The sequence below is a fragment of the Haliscomenobacter sp. genome (assembly GCF_041740695.1).
In the GTDB taxonomy this organism is placed as follows: Bacteria; Bacteroidota; Bacteroidia; order Chitinophagales; family Saprospiraceae; genus Haliscomenobacter.
This window is the reverse complement of sequence record NZ_JBGSLK010000096.1, coordinates 41,986-65,489: the sequence shown is the minus strand read 5'-3', so window position 1 is coordinate 65,489 and position 23,504 is coordinate 41,986. Positions and strand designations below refer to the sequence as shown.

22 protein-coding genes and 2 tRNA genes are annotated in these 23,504 nt (G+C 46.9%); 18 read left to right on the top strand and 6 right to left on the bottom strand.

Going from position 1 to position 23,504, the window contains the following annotated elements:
* Nucleotides 1–97: 97 nt before the first annotated feature.
* The 4 genes from ACEW9O_RS19425 to ACEW9O_RS19410 all read left to right on the top strand — a co-directional run bounded on the left by ACEW9O_RS19425 (nucleotide 98) and on the right by ACEW9O_RS19410 (nucleotide 2,772).
* Nucleotides 98–619, top strand: a complete 522-nt coding sequence (locus ACEW9O_RS19425) for an iron-sulfur cluster co-chaperone HscB C-terminal domain-containing protein (RefSeq protein WP_373551855.1) — start codon at nucleotides 98–100, stop codon at nucleotides 617–619.
* Nucleotides 620–675: 56 nt separating this feature from the next.
* Nucleotides 676–762: transfer RNA gene (locus tag ACEW9O_RS19420), tRNA-Leu, on the top strand.
* Between the two features lies 1 nt (nucleotide 763).
* Nucleotides 764–845 (top strand) — tRNA-Leu (locus tag ACEW9O_RS19415).
* A 100-nt stretch (nucleotides 846–945) separates the two neighbouring features.
* The gene (locus ACEW9O_RS19410; RefSeq protein ID WP_373551854.1) at nucleotides 946–2,772 is read left to right on the top strand and encodes a S46 family peptidase; all 1,827 of its coding nucleotides are present in this window, start codon (nucleotides 946–948) and stop codon (nucleotides 2,770–2,772) included.
* On the opposite strand, the gene ACEW9O_RS19405 is transcribed toward ACEW9O_RS19410, so the two are convergent.
* On the bottom strand, nucleotides 2,749–4,020 hold the full coding sequence (locus ACEW9O_RS19405) for a 1-acyl-sn-glycerol-3-phosphate acyltransferase (RefSeq protein ID WP_373551853.1): 1,272 nt from the start codon (nucleotides 4,018–4,020) through the stop codon (nucleotides 2,749–2,751). The genes ACEW9O_RS19410 and ACEW9O_RS19405 overlap by 24 nt on opposite strands.
* Before the next feature lie 116 nt (nucleotides 4,021–4,136).
* On the opposite strand from ACEW9O_RS19405, the gene miaA reads away from it, so the two are divergent.
* The gene (miaA, locus tag ACEW9O_RS19400) at nucleotides 4,137–5,066 is read left to right on the top strand and encodes a tRNA (adenosine(37)-N6)-dimethylallyltransferase MiaA (RefSeq protein ID WP_373551852.1); all 930 of its coding nucleotides are present in this window, start codon (nucleotides 4,137–4,139) and stop codon (nucleotides 5,064–5,066) included.
* Nucleotides 5,067–5,210: 144 nt separating this feature from the next.
* Nucleotides 5,211–5,573 carry a translation initiation factor gene (locus ACEW9O_RS19395; RefSeq protein WP_373551851.1) on the top strand — a complete coding sequence of 121 codons (363 nt, stop codon included), beginning with the start codon at nucleotides 5,211–5,213 and terminating at the stop codon, nucleotides 5,571–5,573.
* Between the two features lie 73 nt (nucleotides 5,574–5,646).
* On the opposite strand, the gene ACEW9O_RS19390 is transcribed toward ACEW9O_RS19395, so the two are convergent.
* Entirely contained in the window at nucleotides 5,647–6,717 is a 1,071-nt protein-coding gene (locus ACEW9O_RS19390; protein ID WP_373551850.1) for a DUF3810 domain-containing protein, read from the bottom strand.
* Between the two features lie 174 nt (nucleotides 6,718–6,891).
* Between ACEW9O_RS19390 and trxA the strand changes: the two genes are divergently transcribed.
* The 7 genes from trxA to ACEW9O_RS19355 all read left to right on the top strand — a co-directional run bounded on the left by trxA (nucleotide 6,892) and on the right by ACEW9O_RS19355 (nucleotide 11,458).
* Nucleotides 6,892–7,218 carry a thioredoxin gene (gene trxA, locus ACEW9O_RS19385; protein WP_373551849.1) on the top strand — a complete coding sequence of 109 codons (327 nt, stop codon included), beginning with the start codon at nucleotides 6,892–6,894 and terminating at the stop codon, nucleotides 7,216–7,218.
* A gap of 155 nt (nucleotides 7,219–7,373) precedes the next feature.
* Entirely contained in the window at nucleotides 7,374–8,300 is a 927-nt protein-coding gene (locus ACEW9O_RS19380) for a DUF58 domain-containing protein (protein WP_373551848.1), read from the top strand.
* Between the two features lie 104 nt (nucleotides 8,301–8,404).
* The gene (locus ACEW9O_RS19375; protein ID WP_373551847.1) at nucleotides 8,405–9,142 is read left to right on the top strand and encodes a PPK2 family polyphosphate kinase; all 738 of its coding nucleotides are present in this window, start codon (nucleotides 8,405–8,407) and stop codon (nucleotides 9,140–9,142) included.
* Between the two features lie 3 nt (nucleotides 9,143–9,145).
* Nucleotides 9,146–9,559, top strand: coding sequence for an RNA-binding S4 domain-containing protein (locus ACEW9O_RS19370; RefSeq protein WP_373551846.1), 414 nt, complete (start codon nucleotides 9,146–9,148; stop codon nucleotides 9,557–9,559).
* A gap of 141 nt (nucleotides 9,560–9,700) precedes the next feature.
* A complete protein-coding gene (locus ACEW9O_RS19365) occupies nucleotides 9,701–10,090 on the top strand; it encodes a nuclear transport factor 2 family protein (protein WP_373551845.1) in 390 nt (129 codons plus the stop codon).
* Nucleotides 10,091–10,144: 54 nt separating this feature from the next.
* A complete protein-coding gene (locus tag ACEW9O_RS19360; RefSeq protein ID WP_373551844.1) occupies nucleotides 10,145–10,639 on the top strand; it encodes a nuclear transport factor 2 family protein in 495 nt (164 codons plus the stop codon).
* 165 nt (nucleotides 10,640–10,804) lie between these two features.
* Nucleotides 10,805–11,458 (top strand): hypothetical protein, encoded by a 654-nt coding sequence (locus ACEW9O_RS19355; RefSeq protein WP_373551843.1) that lies wholly within the window; start codon nucleotides 10,805–10,807, stop codon nucleotides 11,456–11,458.
* A gap of 56 nt (nucleotides 11,459–11,514) precedes the next feature.
* Here ACEW9O_RS19355 and selD read toward each other — a convergent pair whose 3' ends face one another.
* Genes selD through hemF form a run of 3 tightly spaced genes read right to left on the bottom strand, consistent with a single transcriptional unit; the run spans nucleotide 11,515 to nucleotide 14,523 of the window.
* Complete coding sequence (selD, locus tag ACEW9O_RS19350) at nucleotides 11,515–12,558, bottom strand: selenide, water dikinase SelD (RefSeq protein ID WP_373551842.1); 1,044 nt, start codon at nucleotides 12,556–12,558, stop codon at nucleotides 11,515–11,517.
* Nucleotides 12,542–13,573, bottom strand: coding sequence for a tRNA 2-selenouridine(34) synthase MnmH (mnmH, locus tag ACEW9O_RS19345; RefSeq protein ID WP_373551841.1), 1,032 nt, complete (start codon nucleotides 13,571–13,573; stop codon nucleotides 12,542–12,544). The genes selD and mnmH overlap by 17 nt, the downstream gene beginning before the upstream one ends.
* Before the next feature lie 26 nt (nucleotides 13,574–13,599).
* On the bottom strand, nucleotides 13,600–14,523 hold the full coding sequence (gene hemF, locus ACEW9O_RS19340; protein ID WP_373551840.1) for an oxygen-dependent coproporphyrinogen oxidase: 924 nt from the start codon (nucleotides 14,521–14,523) through the stop codon (nucleotides 13,600–13,602).
* 111 nt (nucleotides 14,524–14,634) lie between these two features.
* Between hemF and ACEW9O_RS19335 the strand changes: the two genes are divergently transcribed.
* Nucleotides 14,635–15,519 carry a nucleoside phosphorylase gene (locus tag ACEW9O_RS19335; protein ID WP_373551839.1) on the top strand — a complete coding sequence of 295 codons (885 nt, stop codon included), beginning with the start codon at nucleotides 14,635–14,637 and terminating at the stop codon, nucleotides 15,517–15,519.
* Here ACEW9O_RS19335 and ACEW9O_RS19330 read toward each other — a convergent pair.
* The gene (locus ACEW9O_RS19330; protein ID WP_373551838.1) at nucleotides 15,516–16,208 is read right to left on the bottom strand and encodes a hypothetical protein; all 693 of its coding nucleotides are present in this window, start codon (nucleotides 16,206–16,208) and stop codon (nucleotides 15,516–15,518) included. The genes ACEW9O_RS19335 and ACEW9O_RS19330 overlap by 4 nt on opposite strands.
* A gap of 143 nt (nucleotides 16,209–16,351) precedes the next feature.
* Here ACEW9O_RS19330 and ACEW9O_RS19325 point away from each other — a divergent pair, with 143 nt between their 5' ends.
* From ACEW9O_RS19325 to ACEW9O_RS19310, 4 genes are all read left to right on the top strand, one after another.
* On the top strand, nucleotides 16,352–17,623 hold the full coding sequence (locus ACEW9O_RS19325) for a DUF2264 domain-containing protein (RefSeq protein WP_373551837.1): 1,272 nt from the start codon (nucleotides 16,352–16,354) through the stop codon (nucleotides 17,621–17,623).
* A 47-nt stretch (nucleotides 17,624–17,670) separates the two neighbouring features.
* Complete coding sequence (locus ACEW9O_RS19320; RefSeq protein WP_373551836.1) at nucleotides 17,671–20,814, top strand: glycoside hydrolase family 2 TIM barrel-domain containing protein; 3,144 nt, start codon at nucleotides 17,671–17,673, stop codon at nucleotides 20,812–20,814.
* 46 nt (nucleotides 20,815–20,860) lie between these two features.
* Nucleotides 20,861–21,739 carry a family 16 glycosylhydrolase gene (locus ACEW9O_RS19315; RefSeq protein ID WP_373551835.1) on the top strand — a complete coding sequence of 293 codons (879 nt, stop codon included), beginning with the start codon at nucleotides 20,861–20,863 and terminating at the stop codon, nucleotides 21,737–21,739.
* An 81-nt stretch (nucleotides 21,740–21,820) separates the two neighbouring features.
* Entirely contained in the window at nucleotides 21,821–23,401 is a 1,581-nt protein-coding gene (locus ACEW9O_RS19310) for a YdiU family protein (RefSeq protein WP_373551834.1), read from the top strand.
* The last annotated feature ends 103 nt before the right edge of the window (nucleotides 23,402–23,504 follow it).

Sequence of the window (23,504 nt, the reverse complement as noted above, 5' to 3'; positions counted from 1 at the left end):
CTACCGCGAGCGACTTAGACGTGTCCTTGTCTAAGTCGCTCGCGGTAGCCTCAACCTTCTCAACCTTCTCAACCTCCTCAACCTTTTCAACTTACCCATGCAATTCTTCTCCTTCTTCGACCTCCCCGTCAGTTTCGTCCTCGACGACGCTGACCTGCGCAAACGCTACCTGAGCAACAGCAAAAAGTACCACCCCGATTTTTATACCCTGGAATCGGACGCCAAACAAGCGGAGATCCTCCAATTGTCGAGCCTCAACAACGAAGCTTACCGCACTTTGAGTGATTTTGACCAAAGGATGAAGTACATTTTGGAAGAAAAAGGGCTGTTGGTCGAAGGGCAAAACGAAATTCCGAAAAATTTTTTACTCGAAATGATGGACATCAACGAGCAATTGATGGAACTGGAATTCGACTTTGACCAGTCGGTTTTTGACGCTGTAAAACAGGAAGTTGAAAGCGCAGAAAAGGAACTTTTTGACGAAGTTGAGCGCATTATTCAAGAGTATACTGAAGAAAAATCGGGCATTGAGGAACTAAATCAGGTCAAAAATTTTTACTTAAAAAAACGCTACCTATTGCGCATAAAGGAAAACCTTTCTACATTTGCGCACCGCTGATGAAAAAAGGCGGTCAGGGTAAGAGATACAGATCTCCTGCTTTATCTTGATAGGAGGCCGGAGTGGCGGAATTGGTAGACGCGCTGGATTCAAAATCCAGTATTGGCAACAGTGTGCGGGTTCGAGTCCCGCCTCCGGTACCATGCCGAAGTGGCGAAATTGGTAGACGTGCACGCTTCAGGTGCGTGTGCCTTCGGGCGTGGGGGTTCGAGTCCCTTCTTCGGTACAAAGCCAGTTCTTCATTGAACTGGCTTTTTTTATTTTTACCCAGAAGTTTTTGGTGAAAAATGCAAAAATTGCGTTGTACTTAAAAGAATCACCAAAACATGAAGGATATTTTTCTGCTCTATTTCCTCATTGTCTTTTCCACGATTTTACCCGCACAAGAGGGCTTCTGGAGCATTGATCAACTGAGTCAGGTTCAAGAAAAATTACAGCGCATTGGGCTACAAGGCGCCTTTGAAAAGCTGAGCCCGCCCAGTCATGATGGCCTGACCCAGGCAACCCTACGTTTTCCATATGGCAATGCAGTCTTCCTCAATGACCAAGGCTTGGCGTTAGGGGTTTTCAACCATTATGTCTTGCCCGACACCATCTGGCCATTGTTGGGTGCCCAAGGCATCTGGTTGGCCAAATCAGATGCAGGGATCCCACTCCGGGATGTTATGGCCGCAGAAATTTACCACCACTCCAAGCCTATGGCCTCCAATCAAGCCCAGGCGAATCTCGGTTTTTCCGTAAAATCCTTCGAAACCGATGCCAATGGAGCAAACTTTGCAGTAGAGACCCATTTTGCAGGGCTGAATTCAAGCCAGGAATTTGAACAATATTACAAACGGTATACCCGGATCGAATTGCTGGGCGTTTTTTTGCTCCCCCAAAATGACCCCATTTATCAAGTTGCGGTCCTGCTGCGGGTGCGGGAAAAAGTAGGTAGTCAATCAAAAGCTCAAAATCCGTTTATTCCCTGGGCCGCAGTTGAACCTGAGCAGTCAGCTCATCTCGTTTTAGGCCACCCCAATAGCTCGTCGCTTCACCGGCAATCGGGTGAATTACAATATGCCCAAGCCTGGAGTCAATGCCATCAGGATTTGGACCGGGCGCTCGGCACCTATGTCACCCGTCAGCCCTTCATCACCCAGGATGGGGTATTTCGCCAGTACGAAGACCTGCAACTCCTGAGCCAGGCGCTCCCCAAACGAGCCCTTGTTGAAGCCGAATTCCGCCATCAACTCACGACCAATCCCCCCCTTAAAGCCCGTTATGGCGGCCTACTGGACTCTTGTCACGCTGCTTTTGACCACTTGCGCAGCTATGCTCCGGCCCAAGTTTATACCAAGGGCATTGTTTACAGTCCGTGTAGCTTTTTCGAAGGGGTGCGCCTGTTTACGATGTGGCGGGGAAAGACGGGGACTTCGGCTCATCGCCTGCCCACGGCCGAGGAAAGTCAATATTTCCCGGATGTGTTCAATCGTTTGCCGCCTACGGAAAATGAGTTGTTGCTGCCGGAATTGCTCGAACGCTATTTCACCAAACTTCCTGCTGCGCACCTCGCGCCTTATGCCATGCGCCAGGCCATTTATGCTCAGAAAGATTACGCTCAACTCAGCTCCACCTTGTTGATCAAAAGTAAATTCAGCGAACCTGAATCGGTCAGCACCCTACTCAATGAGGATTTTCTGGCCAACATCGACCTCATTGCAACCGACCCAGCGGTGCAACTGGTCGATAGTATGCTCCAGCATTACAGCGACCGAGTAGCTCCGAGTATGGAAAAAGCCCGCAAGAAAGCTTACCAAAAAGGGAATGAATTAACCCAGGCCATGCGGGAAGTATTGCCCAATTATCCCGGGTATCCCGATGCCGATCACAGTTTGCGCCTGAGTTATGGTACCAAACTCCAAGCCCCTACGCTTGACGGGGCTTACTGGTTGAGCAATGCTCACCTGTTGGAGGATCATTCTGGAAGTCCTGTCATAGATCAAAAAGGCCAATTGATCGGAATCGTCAAGGGTTTAAGTCCTGAAGCCAATGGTAATGCTTATTATTACGATTCTGAAAAGAGCCGAGCCCTCATTTGGAGCATCGATTCGATTCGTTCACGCATCGCCACACATCCATTGGGTTCACTAATTTTGAATGAATGGCAATAAATGCTGGCGTTGGGCTTGCAAGTGTTGTTGTTTTGTCGGCTCAAGGCGTTTGAAATATTGTTCACTCCGCCATTGCTGGAGGTATTCAAAATAATATAGACTAAACCAGGCGAACCCTCCTAATACAGCCGCAAAAACCAAGATCAGCCACTGTCCGCTTGCAGCCGCAAGGACTAGCCAAAGCAGGTAATACAGCAGAAAAGCCCCCCAACTGGCACACGCCCATACTGGCATTTTGTACTCCATGCGTCGCACTTGTTTGTGTGGGATGTAACGCCCAAGTTGTGCAGGTAAAAACCCAAAAATATACCCCAAATAAGCCGGAATCAGCCCTAGCAAGTGCCCTACTCCAAGTTGAGTTGATCCAGGTTTTGCAACTGATTTATCATTTGTTTGCGCTACTTTCAGGGCTTTAAAATAGGCTTCAGTCTGGGTTTTAAGGGTAGTTTTTTCTTCAGCTGGCATTGAATTGATGCGATTGGCAATGTTTTTTTCCCGCCACAAACAATCCGCAGCGTCTTCAACCATTGGAAATAGCTTCTCCTTGCGCTCACTGCGGTCTAAAGTCAGCAACTGTTCAGCCAAAACATCATCGGCAGGATCTTCGACAATGATGATGTTTTGCGTCATGGCCTGGGCCAATGCTTCCAAGAGTTGATCGCCCTCTACGGCAGTTCCGGTTTTGTAAAATGAGCGAGCCGAAAGGGGTTCGCCAAAATTAATCATCACCTTGCCCCGGGGCCGTTCTCCATCCGTGAAATTGACCCCTACTGGTACAATGTATAGGTCCTCCAACTCGGGATAACGCCCCAGTGTTCCAAACGCAATCCGTACCAAGCCCCGTTGCAAGGGGCGCAAACGTTTTTCGAGCACAGTACGGCCCTCTGGGAAAATCATGATGATTTTTCCCGATTTAAGGCCCGCATAACAAGCTTCGAAGGTAGAGAAATTGCTTTTTACCCCACTAAATCCAGTATTGTCGCGCATGCGGAAAATCGGAATCATGTGGAGTGCCCGCAGTAAGGTGCCATAGATTTTTTTGGAAAAAAAATCACCTCTTACCAAAAAATGCAGCGGCTTTTTCATCAATACCGCCATGATGATGGGCTCCATAAATCCCGTAGGGTGATTGATGGCCAGAATAACTGGTTTATCCCGAGGAATACGATTCTCGTTGGCAAAGTAAATCTTTTGAAAAAACAGGTAAGTTCCCAAACGGGCTAATGGACGCACCAGGTAATAAAACATCTGCTCTCAGGTTTTGGGCAAAGTTAAAGAACCGCCATGAAATAGTTTTGATTTTTGAAAATGGGGAAACTTTTCCAACTTGCAGGCTCAAAGGAACGGTTTCAAAATCAACTGCTGTGGAGCCAACACATATTTTTTCGGAACCAAAGTACCTCATTGTAGTGGGTGGACCTACGGGCAGTGGCAAAACGGCGTTGGCCATTCGTTTAGCTCAATATTTTCATACCGAGGTGCTTTCCGCTGACAGTAGGCAGTTTTTTCGGGAAATGTCGATTGGTACCGCAAAGGCTAGTCCAGAAGAATTACAGGCGGTTCCCCATCATTTTATCAATAGCCTTTCCGTCGAACAGACTTACAGCGTTGGTGATTTTGAGCGGGAAGCCTTGGCACTGTTGGCTCGTTTGTACCAGAAACACCGGGTAATTATCCTGGCAGGTGGCTCGAGTTTGTACATCAAAGCCTTGTGCGAAGGCCTAGACGAGTTTCCCGATGTTCCTGATTCCATTCGAGCTGCGGTAGAAGAATTGTACCAAAAGGAAGGGATTGCTGCTTTGCAACAAGAGTTGGCGCAAGTTGATCCCCTCTATTTTGAGCAGGTGGACCAGGCCAACCCTCAACGTTTGATTCGGGCAATCTCGGTATATCGGGCATCGGGCTTTCCCTTTTCCAGTTTCCGCGCCCAACAGTCCGAGCCGCGTTTTTTCACCCCGATTTATCTGTGGTTGGAACTGCCTCGCGAGGAATTATACCAGCGCATCAATCAGCGGGTTGATCAAATGTTTAGCGCGGGCCTGGATGCTGAGGCGCGTAGCTTGTATCCACAACGCCATTTGAATGCCCTGCAAACCGTAGGCTATCAGGAGTTGTTTGATTATTTTGCAGGCAGTATTAACCAAGAAGAAGCCGTAGAACTCATCAAGCGAAACAGTCGCCGCTACGCCAAACGCCAGGGCACCTGGATGCGCCGCGATGGGTTTTGGAAAACCTTCGCACCTGATCAATTTGACGAAATCATTCAATACTTAGAAGTGAAGAGTGAAGAGTGAAGAGCAAATACAAAAATGGTTTTCAACTGCTCTATTTCTATTTCCATCCGGAGACAAAAAGTTTAGGAATCAAATACAACTGGTGTATTCAATTCTTCACTTTTCACTTTTCACTCTTCACTTTTCACTTTAAAAAATTGTCTCATGGCCAAAAAAGACAACAACAAAGACAACAAAGGCCGCATCGGCGTAGTGTATTCCACCGATCCTGAGTTTAAATACAACTACGAGGAGGAGGAGGAAGCCGCAGAAGCTCCCGCCAATCAGCAAAAATTACGCGTTTTTATCGACCGTAAGCAACGCGGAGGCAAAGAAGTGACCTTGATTACGGGGTTCTCCGGCCCTCTGTCCGCCCTCGAAGAACTAGGCAAATACCTCAAAACCAAATGTGGGGTAGGTGGCTCGGCCAAAGACGGCGAAATCATCGTTCAAGGCGATCACCGCGACCGGGTAGTGCAGTTGTTATTGGAAAAGGGGTATACGCAGACGAAGAAAGCGGGAGGGTAAAAAAGTGAAAAGTGAAAAGTGAAAAGTGAAAAAAATATACCAAACGGTGGAATCCAAATGGTGTATCCACTTTTCACTTTTCACTTTTCACTTTCTCATACGCCTCCGCCAACATCACCACCCGATCATAATTCAATACACCCTCCGCAATGCCCTGGCTTTTGAGGTAGGCATTGTAAATGCGGGGCTGTAGGTCCGGAATCAGGTCGGGAAAGCGCAGCATGGCTTCGTTGACTGCATCTAGGTCGTATTGAATCGTTAGTGGGAGTTGATCACGGGTGGCTCGGAAAGCATCGGGATCGTAACGGCGGTATTGTGCCGCCAGGGTACGCCAATAGTTGAGTCGCCCCGAATAGCGGATCGCAAGGTCTTTGGAGCCATCACAGGCAATCAATGCCAAAAAATTACAGGTTCCCTCATCACCAAAACCATAGCCGTGGCTCAACTCGTGGGTCAATGTAAATGGCCATTGCAAGGGGTGTAAACCCGGGTCTACGTGCCCCTCGCCTGTGTAAGGAAAATACAAACCCGCCGTACTGAAGCGCAAAAATACTCCTGGAGGATACAACAAACGCCCCCTCACTGTACCCGTAGTAGGAAATTGGTGCTCAGCCAACCAGGCTTCCAAACCTTCGCGCAGGGTTTTTTCCAATTTTTCGGGAAAATCCGAGCGGAGCAAGGCTCGATTTTGGGCCTCGGGAATTTTGGCGCGTAGTGCAATCAAATTGCTCGTTTCTTTTTTAAATGCTTCCTCCAGTTCGGTTTTATTCAGCGGTTTTAAGGTCAAGCCCAGTTGTTGTTCTATGGGCAAACGGCTGTAATTAAATCCCCAGAGTACAAAGAAAAAAAACAGCAAGGCCCCAATAAAAGAGCAAGTGCCGAGGACAAATTGCCAGATGTTAAAGCCGACTTTGCGCCAACTTTGCACTTTGCGCCAGGCGGCCCAAAATACTACAACCCAGAACAAATACATCAGTGGAAAGGGTATCCAGGACAAGAGATCAAAAAAATAACGCACGCCCAAATAAAGTCCACGACTGTACCACTGTTCAACCCATTTCGAACCATTGCCTAAAAAAGTTTTGAGCAACAGCGCAAAAACGCCAGCCAATATCCAAAACAAGTTCCATTTTAAATTCCTCATTTTCTGCATTTTACAAAAAAATCAAGACTTAGGGCTAAAATTTTTCAAAGATAAAACATTTACACTTGTCGATATCCGGACATTAAGTCGACCCAATTAAGTATCTTTGAAACCGAATCAACGTCTGAATTGTTATCAAACGAAATAAATTTTAAATCAATAAACTGTCACAACATGGCATTCGAATTCACGGATTCAAACTTCACTGAAAAGGCCTCGGAAGGCGTAGTATTGGTTGACTTTTGGGCTACCTGGTGCGGACCTTGTCGTGCTATTGCTCCAACCATCGAAGAGTTGCATGCTGACTATAAAGATAAAGCGTTGGTAGGCAAATTGGATGTCGACAACAACCCAGAAGTGGCGATGAAGTACGGTATCCGTAGCATCCCCACCCTGCTGATCCTCAAGGATGGCCAAGTCATTCACCAACATGTCGGTTTGACCACCAAACAAGTTTTGGCCAACAAACTCGATGCCGCATTGGCTCCGGTTGTAGCATAAGTAGGACTGGTGTTTTTGGGTTAAACTGCTTTTTGGAGTGGTTAAAACAAAAAAAATCCACCATTCTCTAATATACCGCAAATAATGCTTTTCTTTAAAGCCTTTAGTGCCTCAAAACACTAAAGGCTTTTCTGCGTTTATTATTAAAATCTACCATGAAATTACTCGACAATTACGAAGTACGCGATTTGGGGAACCTCGAATTGCTGGCCCAACAGGTAGTGGAAGGCTTTATCATTGGTTTGCACAAAAGCCCTTTCCATGGCTTTTCCGTAGAGTTTGCCGAACATCGCCTCTACAACCAGGGCGAAAGTACCCGCAACATCGATTGGAAGGTGTACGCCCGTACCGATAAAATGTTTTCCAAACGTTTTGAAGAAGAAACCAACCTGCGCTGCCAAATTGTAATTGATGGTTCTTCGTCGATGTATTTTCCGGAAGATACCGGCCAGAAACCTTATGTCAACAAATTGGGTTTTTCGGCACTGGCTGGTGCGGCATTGATGAATTTGCTGCAAAGACAACGCGACGCCTTTGGCCTCACCCTTTTTGACAGTCAAGTCAACTTGCACACAAATTGCAAATCCAGCACTACCCATTACCGCTTGTTGTTGTCGCACCTCGATAAGTTGATCAACAACCCCGAACGCAACAAAACGACTGCGGCGGCTGATGCCTTACATCAGATCGCGGATAGTGTCCACAAGCGTTCATTGGTGGTTATTTTTAGTGACATGTTCGAACACCACGCGGAAATGGACACCCTTTTTTCCGCACTGCAACACCTCAAGCACAACAAACACGAGGTAGTTATCTTCCATACGGTGGATAAATCGAAAGAAATCCAGTTCGAATTCGAAAATCGCCCTTACCTATTTATCGACATGGAAACGGGCGAAAAATTGCGCCTGCAAACCAATCAAATCAAAAAGCATTACCTGGAGCAAATGACCAAGTTTATGGACGAGCTTAAGATGCGTTGCTTGCAGTACCGAATTGATTTTGTCGAAGCGGACATTCATCAGGGCTTTCGGAATATCCTGCAAACCTACCTCGTAAAACGGGCCAAAATGAAAGTATAGTTCAAAAAATTAGTTTGTTTCTTAGAGGTAATTTCTATTTTTACAGGCCTGCTTGTGTCCAATGTCACAAGCAGGTCTTTATTTTTCACTTCATTTTTTACTCAATGATCAAGCTGAATCAAATTTCTACCGACGCCCCTCCTGATTTAGACAAATCGGAAGCCAAAGAACAAACAAAGGTTTATGTCGAACGTTTGGGTGAATTGCAAAAAATGCTCATTGCTCAAAAGAAATACAGCGTTTTGGTGATCCTGCAAGGGATGGATGGAAGTGGAAAAGATGGCGCAGCGGAAAATGTATTTAAAGATTGCCACCCCAATAGTTTAAGGGTCATCAGCTTTAAAAAACCCACTGAAGAAGAGTTTGCCCACGATTTTTTGTGGCGCATCCACAAAAATGCACCGCCTAAAGGTATGGTCCACATCTTCAATCGTTCGCAATACGAGGATGTGCTCATTCAACAGGTACACAAATGGATCGACAATGAGCGGGTAAAAAAACGCTTGGAATCCATCAATGCCTTTGAAGAGTTATTGGTATATGACAACAATACTGTACTGTTCAAGTTTATGTTGCACATTTCCAAAGAGCAACAGGAAATAGAACTCAAACAACGTTTGAACGACCCGGAAAAATTTTGGAAACACAATGCTGGAGATTGGAAAGAACGGGAACATTGGGACGAATACATGCGTTGTTACGATGAAGTGCTGAATCAAAGTAGCATTCCCTGGACAGTGGTACCCGTCGATCAGCGTTGGTACCGCGATTACCTCATTGCTAAAACCATGGTGGAAACCCTCGAAAAATTGGACCTGGCGTTCCCACCATTGCAAGAATAAAACATGGATAAAATCCGCATTGACAAATGGCTCTGGACTGTACGGATGTTCAAATCCCGTACCCTGGCTTCCGACGCCGTTAAAGGGGGGCGGGTCAAAATCAATGGAGCACCCGTCAAGGCTTCCTACAACATTGGCCGAGGAGAGATCATTGAATTGAAAAAAAATGGCTTTTACTTTCAATTTAAGGTGGTCGAATTGCTCAAAAATCGGGTAGCCGCACCTATTGCCATTACTTGTTACGAAAACATGACGCCGGAGGAAGAACTGAACAAATACAACGAATGGTTTGTAGGCAAAGGTGGTACCGAGTTTCGCGACCGGGGTACTGGACGACCTACCAAAAAAGATCGGCGTGAAATAGATGGCTTTAAAGATGACTGGTTTGATGTAGACTTTGAAGGAGACCTGGAATGAAAATAAAAATTTCAAATCTGTCCTTTGAAACAAAAAGCACAGCGAAGTAATATTTCATCAGCAAATAGCATTAATTTTATGCCATCTTGATAGCTGATCAAGACCTAAGCAGCACAATCAGCACTAAAAAACACAACTAGAATGTTATCAAAACTTGAGTTAGTCAGAAAATACTGGGATCACTTCGACCAAGCAAATTTCAAAGCCGCAGCTACCTTAATGCATGAACATGCAGTAGTATGGGAACCTAACACCAGAGAAGTTTTTCGCTCTCGCGATGCTTTCATTAACATGCACGAGGCAAATCCACAGCCTTGGCGCATCGAAGAGATTGATATTCTCTCAGAAATAAAAGAAGGAACTATTGTAACTGTTGTCAAAGCTTACTCCGATACCACTCCTGAAAGTTATTTCATCACCTCCTTCTTCAATTTCGCGGGTGAAAGAATAATAGAGATCTTGGAGTATTGGTCTAAAAATGGCGAGGCACCTGCCTGGAGAGCCAATTTGAATTTTGCAGAAAAATATTGATACCTCCGTCTATAATTCCAATATTCAATATTTGGTTTTGTAAAAACACCAATAATGAAACCAATTTTTGCGCTTGCAATAATTATACAGGTCTTGTGTTTGATTGCATGCGAATCAAAACCATCTCCTTCAAACAAGACAGTCTCGCCTAAAATCAATTCCCTTACTGAAGAATTGCTTCAAATAGAAAAGGCCAGGCTTGATGCCATTAATCAATTGGATACAACCCAGTATAAAAAATGGCTTAATCCAGAATTTGAAATGATTGACAGTTTTGGCAAATTAAATGACATTACAGCGCTGATTCGACAATTCAAAGTAAAAATCAATGCTGGTGTCCGTGAAAAACATTATACAAGGTCAACCCAGGTCAAATTATTTAATGAACAAACAGTAGCGATTCTCAATGGAATATACACCATCGAAAAATCCGAAAACAAAGGAGTTATCGTCCTAACAATGCGATATTGTGACATTTATGCCAAACAACAAAATAAGTGGAGCTTACTTTTTTCTCAATTATCAAGAATACGAAATGTAAATATGTGAGAGGATATATTTATTCCAATGACAATAAATTGATACACAAAGCCGTTGAAAACCATTTCCATATAGCCATCATTCAGCTATTAAAAGGAAAATTGTCAGGAAATAATTAATAATGGGTCTTTTTTATTCAATATTAATTTGTACCTTTGCGTAAATTTTAAAGAAATGGCAAAATTGGATTTAAGCATTTATGAGTTAAGGGCATTGATTGACAAATATTCAACTGACCTTAAACTACTTGACTTTCAGGCTTCTGCGATTAAAGCAAATATTCAGGCACTGGAAGAAATGATGGAAGGAGGAGAAAAACCTGCGAAAGAAAAAAAAGCAGGCAAGGCAGGAAGACCTCCAAAACAAAAAGAAATACTTGAAGTTTCTGCAATTGCAAAAGAACCTAAAGCTCCCAATGCAGAAAAAACTGGCAAAAAAGGTCCAGGTCGCCCCCGCCTCATTCCTCTTGATGAAATCAAAGTTGACCCTAACCTTCCACCATTAAAAAAAGAAAAAGCGCCGAAAGCAGAAAAACCTGCCAAAGTTGCTAAGAAAATCAATGGTGACAAAGGCAAAAGAGGCCGTATCCCGGGTTTTAACCGTTGGGAAGAGGCAATCTTGGAGATGCTGCGAAATGCCAATCAACCTTTGAAAAACGAAGATTTGATGGAAGCAATGCAACTGGTAGCCAACCGCGACAAGGTGCAAGAAGGCAAAGCACAATTGAAAGTACGGCTCAATCAAGCCTTGGTCAAATTGGGCAATAAACTCGACCTTTTGAACAAACAATCGTTTGAAGGTAAAGGGTTTATGTACAGCTTGAAGTAAATTACGGGGGTTAAAAGAATCCCCAACCCCCAGGGTTCTTTTAACCCAACCCCAATTTAGTACACCTCCACCCGTTTGCTTACCTCACTTACCATCTCGCCGATGGGTTGCAATCCTCCCAAACCTAATTCGGCAGCATAGCTCAAAAAAGCTTGAACCTGACTTGGCTCTACCGCAATCAGCAGGCCTCCAGAAGTTTGTGGATCACATAATATGTTTCGTTGCGCATCGGTTAATGGGCCGATTTTATGCCCATAACTGTCAAAGTTCCGATTCGTCCCACCTGGAACACAATGGTTATACAAATAATAATCAATCGCATCCGCATCCAACAAGGGTACTTTAGCCAATTCAATCCGCGCACTCGTACCCGATGCTTCACACATTTCCAAAAGATGCCCCATCAAACCAAATCCGGTTACGTCCGTCATGGCTTGCACATAAGGTAAGGTAGCAAAGGCTGCTCCGGCACTATTGAGTTGCAACATCGAATTGCGGGCCAATTGAGCGTGTTCATCCAGGAGCAATCCTTTTTTCTGCGCAGTAGTCAGGATGCCTACGCCTAAGGGTTTGGTCAAAAACAATTTGCTTTTTACTTTCGCGCCACCATTTCGCTTTAAGTGCTCCAATTTAACACGACCAGTAACGGCCAGCCCAAAAATGGGCTCCGGACTGTCAATGCTATGCCCTCCCGCCAGGGGAATTCCCGCTGCCTGGCAAGCTTTGCGGCTTCCTTCCACCACTTGATTGGCCACTTCGGGCGGCAAACTATTCACTGGCCAACCCAAAATGGCAATGGCCAAGAGTGGAGTTCCACCCATGGCATAGATATCACTGATGGCATTGACCGAAGCGATTTGGCCAAAATCTGTCGGATCGTCCACGATAGGCATAAAAAAATCGGTAGTCGAAATGATCGCGGTGCCATCACCGAGGTCCATCACGGCAGCGTCATCACGCTCTTCATTACCCACCAACAAGGTGGGGAAATGCACTTTTGCACCAACTTGATGCAGGATGCGATCCAGCACGCTGGGCGCAATTTTACAGCCACAACCTGCGCCATGACTGTATTGGGTCAACTTATAATTGTTGAGCATTGGCAAATTGAATCAATTGTTCGGCGCGTTCGCGCAGTGATTGGTTTCCGACTTCAAACGGCCAAACGGGATGAAAGTTGCATTTTTCGTTGGCGTGTAGATACGACTTATCATAATACCGCAAAGCAATCGCGGCAGCACTGGCAAAGTCACCTGTTTGTAGGGCAGCCAGCGCTAGCTTCAGGTTTTGGCCACCCAAGCGGCGTTCGATGCCATAAAAGGAGGCCATCAAATCTTCTTTAGCGAAAGAAGCATAAGTTTCTACCAAAAACGCAACCCGCTGTTCAAATGGCATGACCAAATCAATCAGTGGGCTTTGTCGAAACTGCTCCCAAAAGCCTTGGGGCATAAAGACCTTGCCGATTCCCCGGCTTTCATTTTCTATCCAGACCCTGCGTTGGGGGTCAATGTTGGCAAATGTGGCATACAACTCATTTTCAAACTGTTCCACTGTAGGTTGAGCTTCCTCTCCCAATGCTCCAAAAGCAGAGCCTTTGTGCTGGGCCAGTTTTTCCAGGTCAATGATTTGTTCGCCCAAAGCAGCCAGTTCGTGTAAAATTTTGGTCTTGGCGCTACCCGTTGGACCCCCCAAAACAAGCATGCGCAATGGGCGTTCGCCAAACTGCCGATGGATGAATTGGCGATAAGCTTTGTAGCCCCCTTGCAACACCTGCACATCCATCCCAGCAAAAGACAACAACCAGGACAAACTGCCACTGCGCTGCCCACCTCTCCAACAATGCACTACAATTTTACTACGTGGTGCCAGTAAACGAGCTTCTTTGACATAATCGGGCATCCGCGCTCCAGCGTACTCCAGCCCCTTGAGAAAAGCTTTATCCGGACTTTGTTGCTTGTATAGGGTACCCACCACTACCCGTTCTTCATTGGAAAATAGCGGCAGGTTATAAGCTCCCGGAATATGCCCAATGGCGTATTCTGCGGGGGTACGTACGTCAAGCAGCACCCGGTCTTTGGTGTTTTCCAATAAAATATCAGCAGTGATTTTATGCATTTCCCTAAAATAAAAACTAGTTCATTTTACTCAATCCAATCTTTCCCCTTGTCCTTCAACCAAGCCAAGGTTTGCGCCTCGTGACTTCCTGGCTCTGGCTGGTGGTTGTACACCCAATTGGCCGTTGGAGGCAAACTCATCAAGATGGATTCGGTACGCCCGTCAGTGTCTAGGCCAAACTTGGTGCCCTTGTCCCACACCAGATTGAATTCCACATAACGCCCCCGGCGCAGGTATTGCCAGTTTTTCTCTCGCTCGGTGTAAGGATCATTTTTATGCTTGTGCAAAATGGGGATGTAAACTTTACAGAAGGTCTCCCCTACCCCTCGCACAAAGGCAAAAAGCTGTTCCTTGCTCTGGCCATTTTGTCCCTGCAAACGATCAAAAAAGATGCCCCCAATTCCCCGGGTTTCGCCCCGGTGGCGGATGTAAAAATAGTCATCCGCCCAGGTTTTGAATTTGGGGTAATAATCGGGATGGTGTTGATCACAGACTTCCTTTAGGCTTTGGTGAAAAAAGGTAGCGTCTTCCGGGAAAATGTAATGCGGTGTAAGGTCAATGCCCCCGCCAAACCACCAATTGCCCCCATCCGTTTCAAAATAGCGCACATTCATGTGGATAATGGGCGTAAAAGGGTTGCTGGAGTGCAAAACGATGGATACCCCAGTAGCGAAAAAATTGGCAGATTCCAGTTTCAAAGCCTGAGCGATTTTATCGGGCAAAGTGCCGTGTACCGCTGAAAAATTGACCCCACCTTTTTCAATGTGTTGCCCCATGATCACCCGACTGCGGCCACCGCCGCCACCTTCGCGGCTCCAACTATCCTCCTGAAACCGGCCCGTCCCATCGGCAGTTTCCAACTGTTGGCAAATATCGTCTTGCAAATCTTTAAAGTATTCCGCGATGGAATCTCGATCAACAACTCCGTCATTTGCAGAAAAAGTTTTCATTTATCTTCCCTTTGTTCGTTAGATTGTTGCAAAGTAAAATGATAATTGTTATTTTTTCCTCCTTTTACTTCGCTCCATGAATGGATTGTTAAAATAAAACCAAATTGTGACATGCAAGCACTAGCCGATACCGAACTGATCATTACCCCTGCTGGTAAAATTTACCACGTCGATCTGCACCCTGATGAACTAGCCGATACGGTCATCACAGTGGGTGACCCTGGGCGCGTCGCCGAAGTTTCCAAACACTTTGATGCCATTGAATTCCGTGAATCACACCGCGAATTTGTGACCCATACAGGCAGGATTGGCAACAAACGACTAACAGTCCTCTCCACAGGTATTGGCCCCGACAACATCGACATTTGCCTCAATGAGCTGGATGCCCTGGCTAATATCGACTTTCAAACCCGGATGCCAAAGGCTGAACACCGCTCACTCAACATCATCCGGCTGGGAACCTCAGGAGCTTTGCAACACGACATCGCCCCCGGCGCTTTGATCGTTTCCCGCTACGGCATGGGGCTGGATAACCTTATGCATTTTTACCAATACCAACCCAATCTGGCTGAGGTAGAGCTGATGGATGTAGTTTTGGAATTGGGACAACACATCGAAAAATTTCCGGTACAACCCTACATCTGCGAAGGAAGTGCGGCCTTGGCCGACCAATTGAGTCAAGGTGACATAGAACAAGGCATCACCATCACCTGCCCCGGTTTTTATGCCCCCCAGGCACGCAGCCTGCGCACGCCTGCCCGCATGAGCATCGCCACACTGGAAGCCTGGAGCCAACTACAATACAAAGGTGTGCGTTTGACCAATTTCGAGATGGAGACTTCGGCTATTTTTGGGCTCTCTCGCTTGTTGGGGCACCGGGCAGTATCCTGCAATGTCATCCTGGGCAATCGCCTGAATGGCAATTTCACCGGGAGTACCGCTGGGGTGGTGGAAAAGATGATTGAGGTGATGTTGCCGAGGATTGTGGGAGTTTAAGGCTTTATCAGGGCGTAATCTAAGCCAATGTTTAGGCCAATGGACTTAAGCGATTGAAACCCTTGATAATTACTCCAACTTAAATCAGCGGAGAGAAATGTGCGTTTATTCACGCGATAAGATGTACCTAAAGAGACTTGCCAATTGGAAAAATTAGGACGAGCTTTGCCTTTAAATCGATGACTACGCTGGATATTTACAGTATCGCCCAATAATTGCACACTACGGTACCCAAAAGTATAGGTATGTAGTCGCACATTGCCGGTGAGTGCCCAAGGGCTTTTTTTCCTACGCAAAGTAAATCCTAATTCTGCGGGAATGCCTAACAACCTCGTTCTAGCCTGTAAACTGGCCGTACATGAATCCTTTACAAGATAATAATCGTAACTTATTGCTGTAAGCTGGAGAAAGTCCGGTCTTTTATAACGCAAGCAGCTTGCACAGGCGTTCAACCATTCCTCTTGAAGTCCAATTCCAACATGAAAGTAAGGCCCCACTTTGAGTCGTAAGAATTGCCCATTCCGGTAGTAGAACTGTGAAGGATTAATGTAATTGCTTGCACTATTGTAAAGAAGATTTTGCGACAAAGAAAAATTGGGGCTGGTCTCAACCCTTAGATACAATTGTCCAAAAACTGGCATACGAGCCAAGAACATTAACCCTAAAAAAATGAGGTATTCTTTTTTCATGGTATAAACACGAGAAAATCCCTAAACTGTTTTGTTAGAATAATTCATTAACACATAAGTAGCAGATCACAGGTAAAAACAAATCCTAAGAACAGACTAAATTGTAAATTTCAGCCCAACAAACGGAATCAATCGCAAGCACCATGAAAAACTCACGGCGTCAAGTTTTAAAAAGCCTTTCGGTGACAGGTATCCTGAGCAGTTTAGGCCTACCCTTCGCAGCCATTGCTCAAGCTACCAAACCAAGTCCAGCAGTTACCAACTCTGGCACCGATGACCGCCTTTTTTGGGCCAGTACCCTGTACAAAATCGCCCAACCCGTGCTCTCTAATCTCGCTGTCGGCAAATTAAAAAAGAACATGCCGCTGGAATTGGCACCGGGCTACTACCTCAAAGCCGAACAGGTCACTTATCTGGAGGCGGTGGGTAGAACCCTGGCGGGTGTTGCGCCCTGGTTGGCTTTGCCCGACGATGATACCAAAGAAGGCAAATGGCGGGCGGAATTGCGCAGCGACGCGCTGAAAGGTTTGGCCCACTGCGTGGATCCACAAAGTCCCGACTACCTAAACTTCCGCAGCGAACTACAGCCCATTGTGGATGCGGCTTTTTTGGCACATGCCTTTTTGCGTGCACCAGATGCGTTGTGGCATCCTTTGGATGAGCTGACCAAAAAACGCTACATCGAAGAGTTCAAAGCCCTGCGCGACCGCAAAGCCCATTACAGCAATTGGCTTTTGTTTTCGGGCATCATTGAGAGTTTTTTGCTACAAATTGGCGAGCAGTACGATCCGGTGCGCATCGACATTGCCATCCGCAAAACCCGCGAATGGTACGTGGGTGATGGTTGGTACAGCGATGGGCCCAAGTTTTGTATGGATTATTACAACTCCTTTGTGATTCAGCCCATGTTGGTGGACATTTTGAAAGTTACCTCTGAAAAGAATTTTTCACCCAAAACAGAATACACTGAGGCCCTCAAACGGATGGTGCGCCACGCTGAGTACCTGGAGCGCTTGATCTCCCCAGAAGGTACTTTCCCCGTGTATGGTCGGTCCATGGCTTATCGGACAGGAGCTTTTCAGGCGCTGGCCCAGGTGGCTTTGATGGAGCAATTGCCGGAGCACATTAGCCCTGCGCAGGTGCGCTGTGGCTTGACCAAAGTTTTGCAAACCTTATTTGACCATTCCAATAATTTTGACTCAAAGGGTTGGTTGATTCTGGGTTTTAATGGGTCTCAACCTGCTATCGCGGATCAGTATACCTCCACTGGTAGTTTGTACCTGACCACCCTGGGCTTTTTACCACTCGGTCTTCCAGCTACCCACCGCTTCTGGACCGATCCGGCAGCGGATTGGACGGCAAAAAAGGCTTGGTCGGGGCAAGTCACCAAAAAAGACTACAAGGTGGATTTTTGAGCTGTTTTTGAATTGCCATTCCTCTCTGCAACAATAAATTCAAACCAATGAAAATCAATTTTTTATTCCTATTTTTTTGCACCTTAAGTGCTCAAATTTGGGGTCAGGTGAAATTCAGTTTTAAAGAATGGGAAGACCCTGCTATTGTTGAATTGGGTAAAGAACCTGCGCATACCTATGCCATGTCCTACCCCAACGCTGTGGATCTATTTGAAAATGATTTTTCCAAATCGCCTTATTATCAGTCCTTAAACGGTTCCTGGAAATTCTATTACGTCAACCGCCCGGAAGAACGGCCACAGGATTTTTACCAACCCGATTTCAACGATTGGAATTGGAAAGACATTACGGTGCCTTCCAATTGGGAAATAAAAGGTTTTGGCATCCCGATTTACACCAATGTAATTTACCCTTTCCCCGTCAATCCACCTTTTATCAACCACGCTTACAATCCGGTGGGGTCTTATCGACGCACTTTTACGGTGCCCGATAACTGGACCGGGCGGGAGGTATTTCTGCACTTTGGTTCAATTTCGGGTTGTGCTTATGTGTGGGTGAATGGCCAGGCAGTCGGCTTGTCCAAGGTGGCCAAATCGCCTGCCGAATTCAACATCACCCCTTTCCTAAAAAAAGGAAGCAACACCCTGGCGGTACAAGTTTTCCGTTGGCATGATGGTTCCTACCTCGAAGACCAGGACATGTGGCGCCTGTCGGGCATCGAAAGAGAAGTATTTTTAACTTCCAAAAGTAAAACACATATTGCCGATTTTTGGGTCAAAGCGGGGCTGGATGACGCTTATCGCGATGGTACAATTGCCGCCACCGTTGACCTGAAAGTCCCCTCCCCTGCTACAGGATCCTACAGCATTGAACTCAGCATTTTTGATCAAAATAAAAAAGTGGTTTTTAGTCAAAATAAACCTGGGCAAGCCAAAGTCACCTTTGAAGGGAAAGTACTCGCTCCTGCTCAGTGGTCGGCCGAAAGCCCCAATTTGTACACGGCCATTTTGGTATTAAAAAATGAAAAAGGGCAAACCATTGAAGCGACGGGCAGTAAAATCGGTTTCCGCCGCAGCGAGATCAAAGGCAAAAACTTCCTCATCAATGGCAAGCGGGTGCTGGTCAAGGGCGTGAACCGACATGAGCATGACCCAGATTTGGGCAAGGTACCTACCCGTGATTTGATGATCAAAGACATTGTTCTGATGAAGCAATACAACATCAACACCTGCCGCTCTTCGCATTACCCCAATGATCCATTATGGCTACGCCTTTGTGATGAATACGGCTTGTACGTCATTGATGAAGCCAATATTGAGGCGCATGGCTTGGGTGCAGAATTTCAGTCTTTTAGTGTACCCAAAAGCAGACATACCGCTTACGATCCCCAATGGAAAGCTGCTCACCACGACCGTACCCGTCGACTGGTGGAACGGGATAAAAACCACGCCTGTGTGGTAATGTGGTCGCTGGGCAACGAATGCGGCAACGGTGAAGTGTTTTTTGAAACCTATGACTGGATCAAACAACGCGACAACTCCCGCCCCGTGGTTTCTGAGCAATCGGGTGAGGCACGCAACACCGATGTGGTTTCTCCGATGTATCCTTCCATCGACAACATGAATCGCTATGCGGCCGACAAGACCAAAACCCGGCCTTACATCATGTGTGAATACAGCCATGCCATGGGCAATTCCAATGGCAATTTTAAAGAATACTGGGACATCATCCGGGCTTCGGATAATATGCAAGGGGGCTGCATTTGGGATTGGGTAGATCAGGGTATCCGCACCCAAACCCCGGATGGGCGTAGTTTCTTCGCCTACGGGGGCGACCTGGGTAGCCAAGACCTTTACAATGACCAGAACTTTGTGTGCAATGGATTGGTGAATGCTGACCGTGTCCCACACCCTGGAATTTACGAGGTAAAAAAGCTCTACCAAAACGTACAGTTCAGCAAAGACAATAGTGCCTGGGGGCAGATCAAGGTGCACAATGAGTTCTCTTTTACCAATCTACGCGAACTCGACTTCCGTTGGGAAATGTTGAACAATGGGGTAAAACTGACTGAAGGCAGTTTTAGCGTCGAAGCCAATCCAGGGGAAGTTAAAGTCGTAAACCTCAACCTTCCTGCCTATAAACTGGCCGCAGGTGCCGAGCTCTTGCTCAATGTATATGCCACCCAGCGCACGGCGAGCACCTCCATCCCGGCTGGACATGCATTGGCCAGCGAGCAAATGGTCTTGAGTCCTTTCGGCTTTGCACAAAACCTAAGCAATCCTGTAGGAACCTTAAGTATTGAAAAAACCAACAACTCCCTCAAGTTCAAGTCTGGAGAAATAGCCGGAGAAATCAACCTCAGCAATGGCCAAATCAATCAGTATTCGATCAATGGAAAAAACCTCAAAGAAGGCTTTTTCCCCGAACCTTATTTTTGGCGTGCGCCTACTGACAATGATTTTGGGAACGATTTCACCAATTATGCCCGGGTATGGGCCAGTGCTCATGTACGTCGCAGTGTAAAAAGCACCAAGCTTGGTGAACAAACGGCAGAGGGGCTGCCCTTTACCATTGTTTATCACCTGCCCGATGTTCAGGCTGATTATACCCTGGAATATTTGATCCAAAATGATGGTTCGATCAAGCTCAACGCCTCACTTGAATTGTCACAAAACAGCGAAGCGCCTGAACTACCACGGATGGGGATGCGTTTTTCCCTGCCATCCAACTATAATCAGGTACAGTGGTACGGGCGTGGGCCTTTTGAAAATTACAATGACCGCCACAATGCGGCTCATCTGGGTATCTATAACCATCACACCGATGAGGGCTGGGAGCGCACCTACGTTCGTCCGCAAGAAAGTGGTTACCGGACCGATACCCGCTGGGTCAAATTGAGCAATGCGGAGGGGCTTGGCTTGCAAGTGGAAGGTGCTCAGCCCTTGTCTTTCAGCGCGATGTCGCAACTTACCGAAGATTTTGACGAAGGCAGCATCAAAAAGAATCGACATGTAACGGATATTGTCAAACGGCGTTTTGTGACCTTGCACGTAGACCTCACGCAACGTGGTGTAGGTGGGGACAACAGCTGGGGGGCTCAAACGCATGACGCCTATCGGCTTCTCGCAAAAAAATACAGCTATGGCTTCACCATTAGAGCAACCGAAACCAAGCCAGGACAGCAAGATTGAACATAGCGTTAAACCTTCCTTTAGACAAGCTCTTAAAATCTAAAACATGAGAATCTTTTGCACGCTATTGTTGATTGTTTTGATGGCCTGTTCTTCTCCAAGAGCAGGCCAGATCGATGCGCGGGGTCCCGATAGCTCTACACCTAAAGTCATCCCCGGCATGAAACTCGTTTGGCACGATGAATTCAACGAACCCGGTAAACCCAACCCAGCCAATTGGCGCTATGAAACGGGCTTCGAGCGCAACGAAGAACTACAATGGTACCAGAGTGACAATGCCAATTGTAAAGACGGCGTTTTGCTGATCGAAGCCCGACGAGAAGCCATCACTAATCCCAATTACCAGGCGGGCAGTAAAAACTGGAAAACCAATCGCCCCGCCTCGGAATTTACCTCCGCCAGTGTTCAAACCCGTGGCTTGCAGCAATGGCAGTATGGCCGTTTTGAAATCCGGGCGCGCATTGATACCACCTATGGCTCCTGGCCCGCCATCTGGACTTTAGGCAATGGCCCCTGGCCCATGGCTGGCGAAATCGACATCATGGAGTTTTATCAGGTCAAAGAAACGCCGACCATTTTGGCCAATTTTGCCTGGTTGGGCGATCAAGTCAGTCGCAAAACCAAATGGAATGAGAAAAAACTTCCGCTCACCCATTTCACCGACAAGGACAAGGATTGGGTCAAAAAATTCCACACCTGGCGCATGGATTGGACGGCGGAAAGCATCCAAGTTTTTTTGGATGATGAGTTGTTGAATACCCAATCGCTTAAAGAGTCCCTGAATCCAAATGGCGATAATCCCTTCTTGAAGCCGCAATTTTTGTTGCTGAATCTGGCGGTGGGTCGGAATGGTGGAACGCCAAAGCCAAGCACTTCAAAAATCTTTTACGAGGTGGATTATGTGCGGGTGTATCAGCGGGAATAGTTTAAATGCAGGATTAAAATATGCTACAATTCACCAGCATTGAACAAGCATCCAATTGAAGCGTTTTCTAAAAAAATTGCAATGAACAAACTTAACATACAAGATACCTTCAATCAGGAGCTGCCTGCCGATCCGAATTTGAGCAACACCCGTCGGCAAGTCAGGGCTGCGTGTTTTTCCTATGTCACCCCGCGACAGCCTTCCAACCCGGTATTGATCCACGCTTCCGCTGAAATGACTGAGGCCATCGGCCTGGCTGCAGGCGACACCCAATCCGAAGAATTTCTCCGCATCTTCTCTGGCGCTGCCACCCTGGAAGGCACCAATCCCTATGCCATGTGTTACGGCGGCCACCAATTTGGCAACTGGGCCGGGCAATTAGGCGATGGCCGAGCCATCAACCTGACCGAGGTCGTCCACGCAGGCCAGCGCTGGGCACTCCAACTGAAGGGTGCCGGCGAAACCCCTTATTCCCGAACCGCCGACGGGCTGGCTGTACTGCGCTCCTCCGTCCGCGAGCACCTGTGCAGCGAAGCCATGTACCACCTGGGGGTACCTACAACCCGTTCACTCTCACTAGTGCTCACCGGCGATCAAGTGATACGGGACATGCTCTACAATGGCAACCCTGCTTATGAAAAAGGGGCTGTGGTGTGCCGGGTAGCACCCAGTTTTATCCGCTTTGGCAATTTCCAAATTTTCACTGCCCGCGATGAAATAGCAACCTTGCGGAGTTTAACGGACTATACCATTCGCCATTTTTTCCCACACATTGAGCCGGGCACACCAGAGGGTTACGCCGAATTTTTCAAGGAAGTATCCCAACGGACGCTTGATATGGTCATCCACTGGCAAAGGGTCGGCTTTGTACATGGTGTAATGAATACCGACAACATGTCTATCCTGGGCTTGACGATTGACTACGGCCCTTACGGCTGGCTGGAAGGCTACGAACCAGAGTGGACGCCCAATACCACCGATCGGGCCCAGCGCCGTTACCGCTACGGCCAGCAGCCGGGCATCGTCCTGTGGAATCTGGTGCAATTGGCCAATGCGCTGATGCCGCTGGTTAAAGATACCGCACTATTGGAAGCTTCTCTGGAGGCCTTTCAACTAAATTTTCCTAAAAAATACCTGGCCATGCTGCGCAGTAAACTTGGTCTGGTCTCCACTCAAGAAAACGACGCTGAATTAGCGGAAGAATTGGAAAAGTTGCTCACCTCTGCCGAAACGGACATGACCATTTTTTTCCGAAACTTGTCAAAGGTCGTCAAAAATGGCGACCTGCCTGCGAACGAAATCTTCTTTGATAATTTGCGGGGGGCCATGTACCAACCTGAAGAACTGAATGCAGCAATGCAACAAAAATGGGAGGACTGGCTCAAGCGCTACCTAGAACGACTCCAACTCGAAACCGCAACGGATGAGGAGCGCCGCAGCGCCATGAACCTCGCCAATCCAAAGTATGTATTGCGCAATTACATGGCCCAATTGGCCATTGATCAGGCGGATCTAGGCGACTTCAGCACGGTGGATGAGCTGTATCAATTGCTGAAGAGGCCTTATGATGAGCAGCTGGAGATGGAAGAAAAATGGTTTGTGAAGCGGCCGGAATGGGCGCGGAATAAGGTGGGGTGTTCGATGTTGTCGTGTAGCTCCTAAACCCATACAAAAAACAAAATATAACAAATTTTACAAATCAAGACCCCTCAGTTTCATCATTTTCCACAATTCTTCCTTAATTTCCGCCGCAAATACAAAGTAC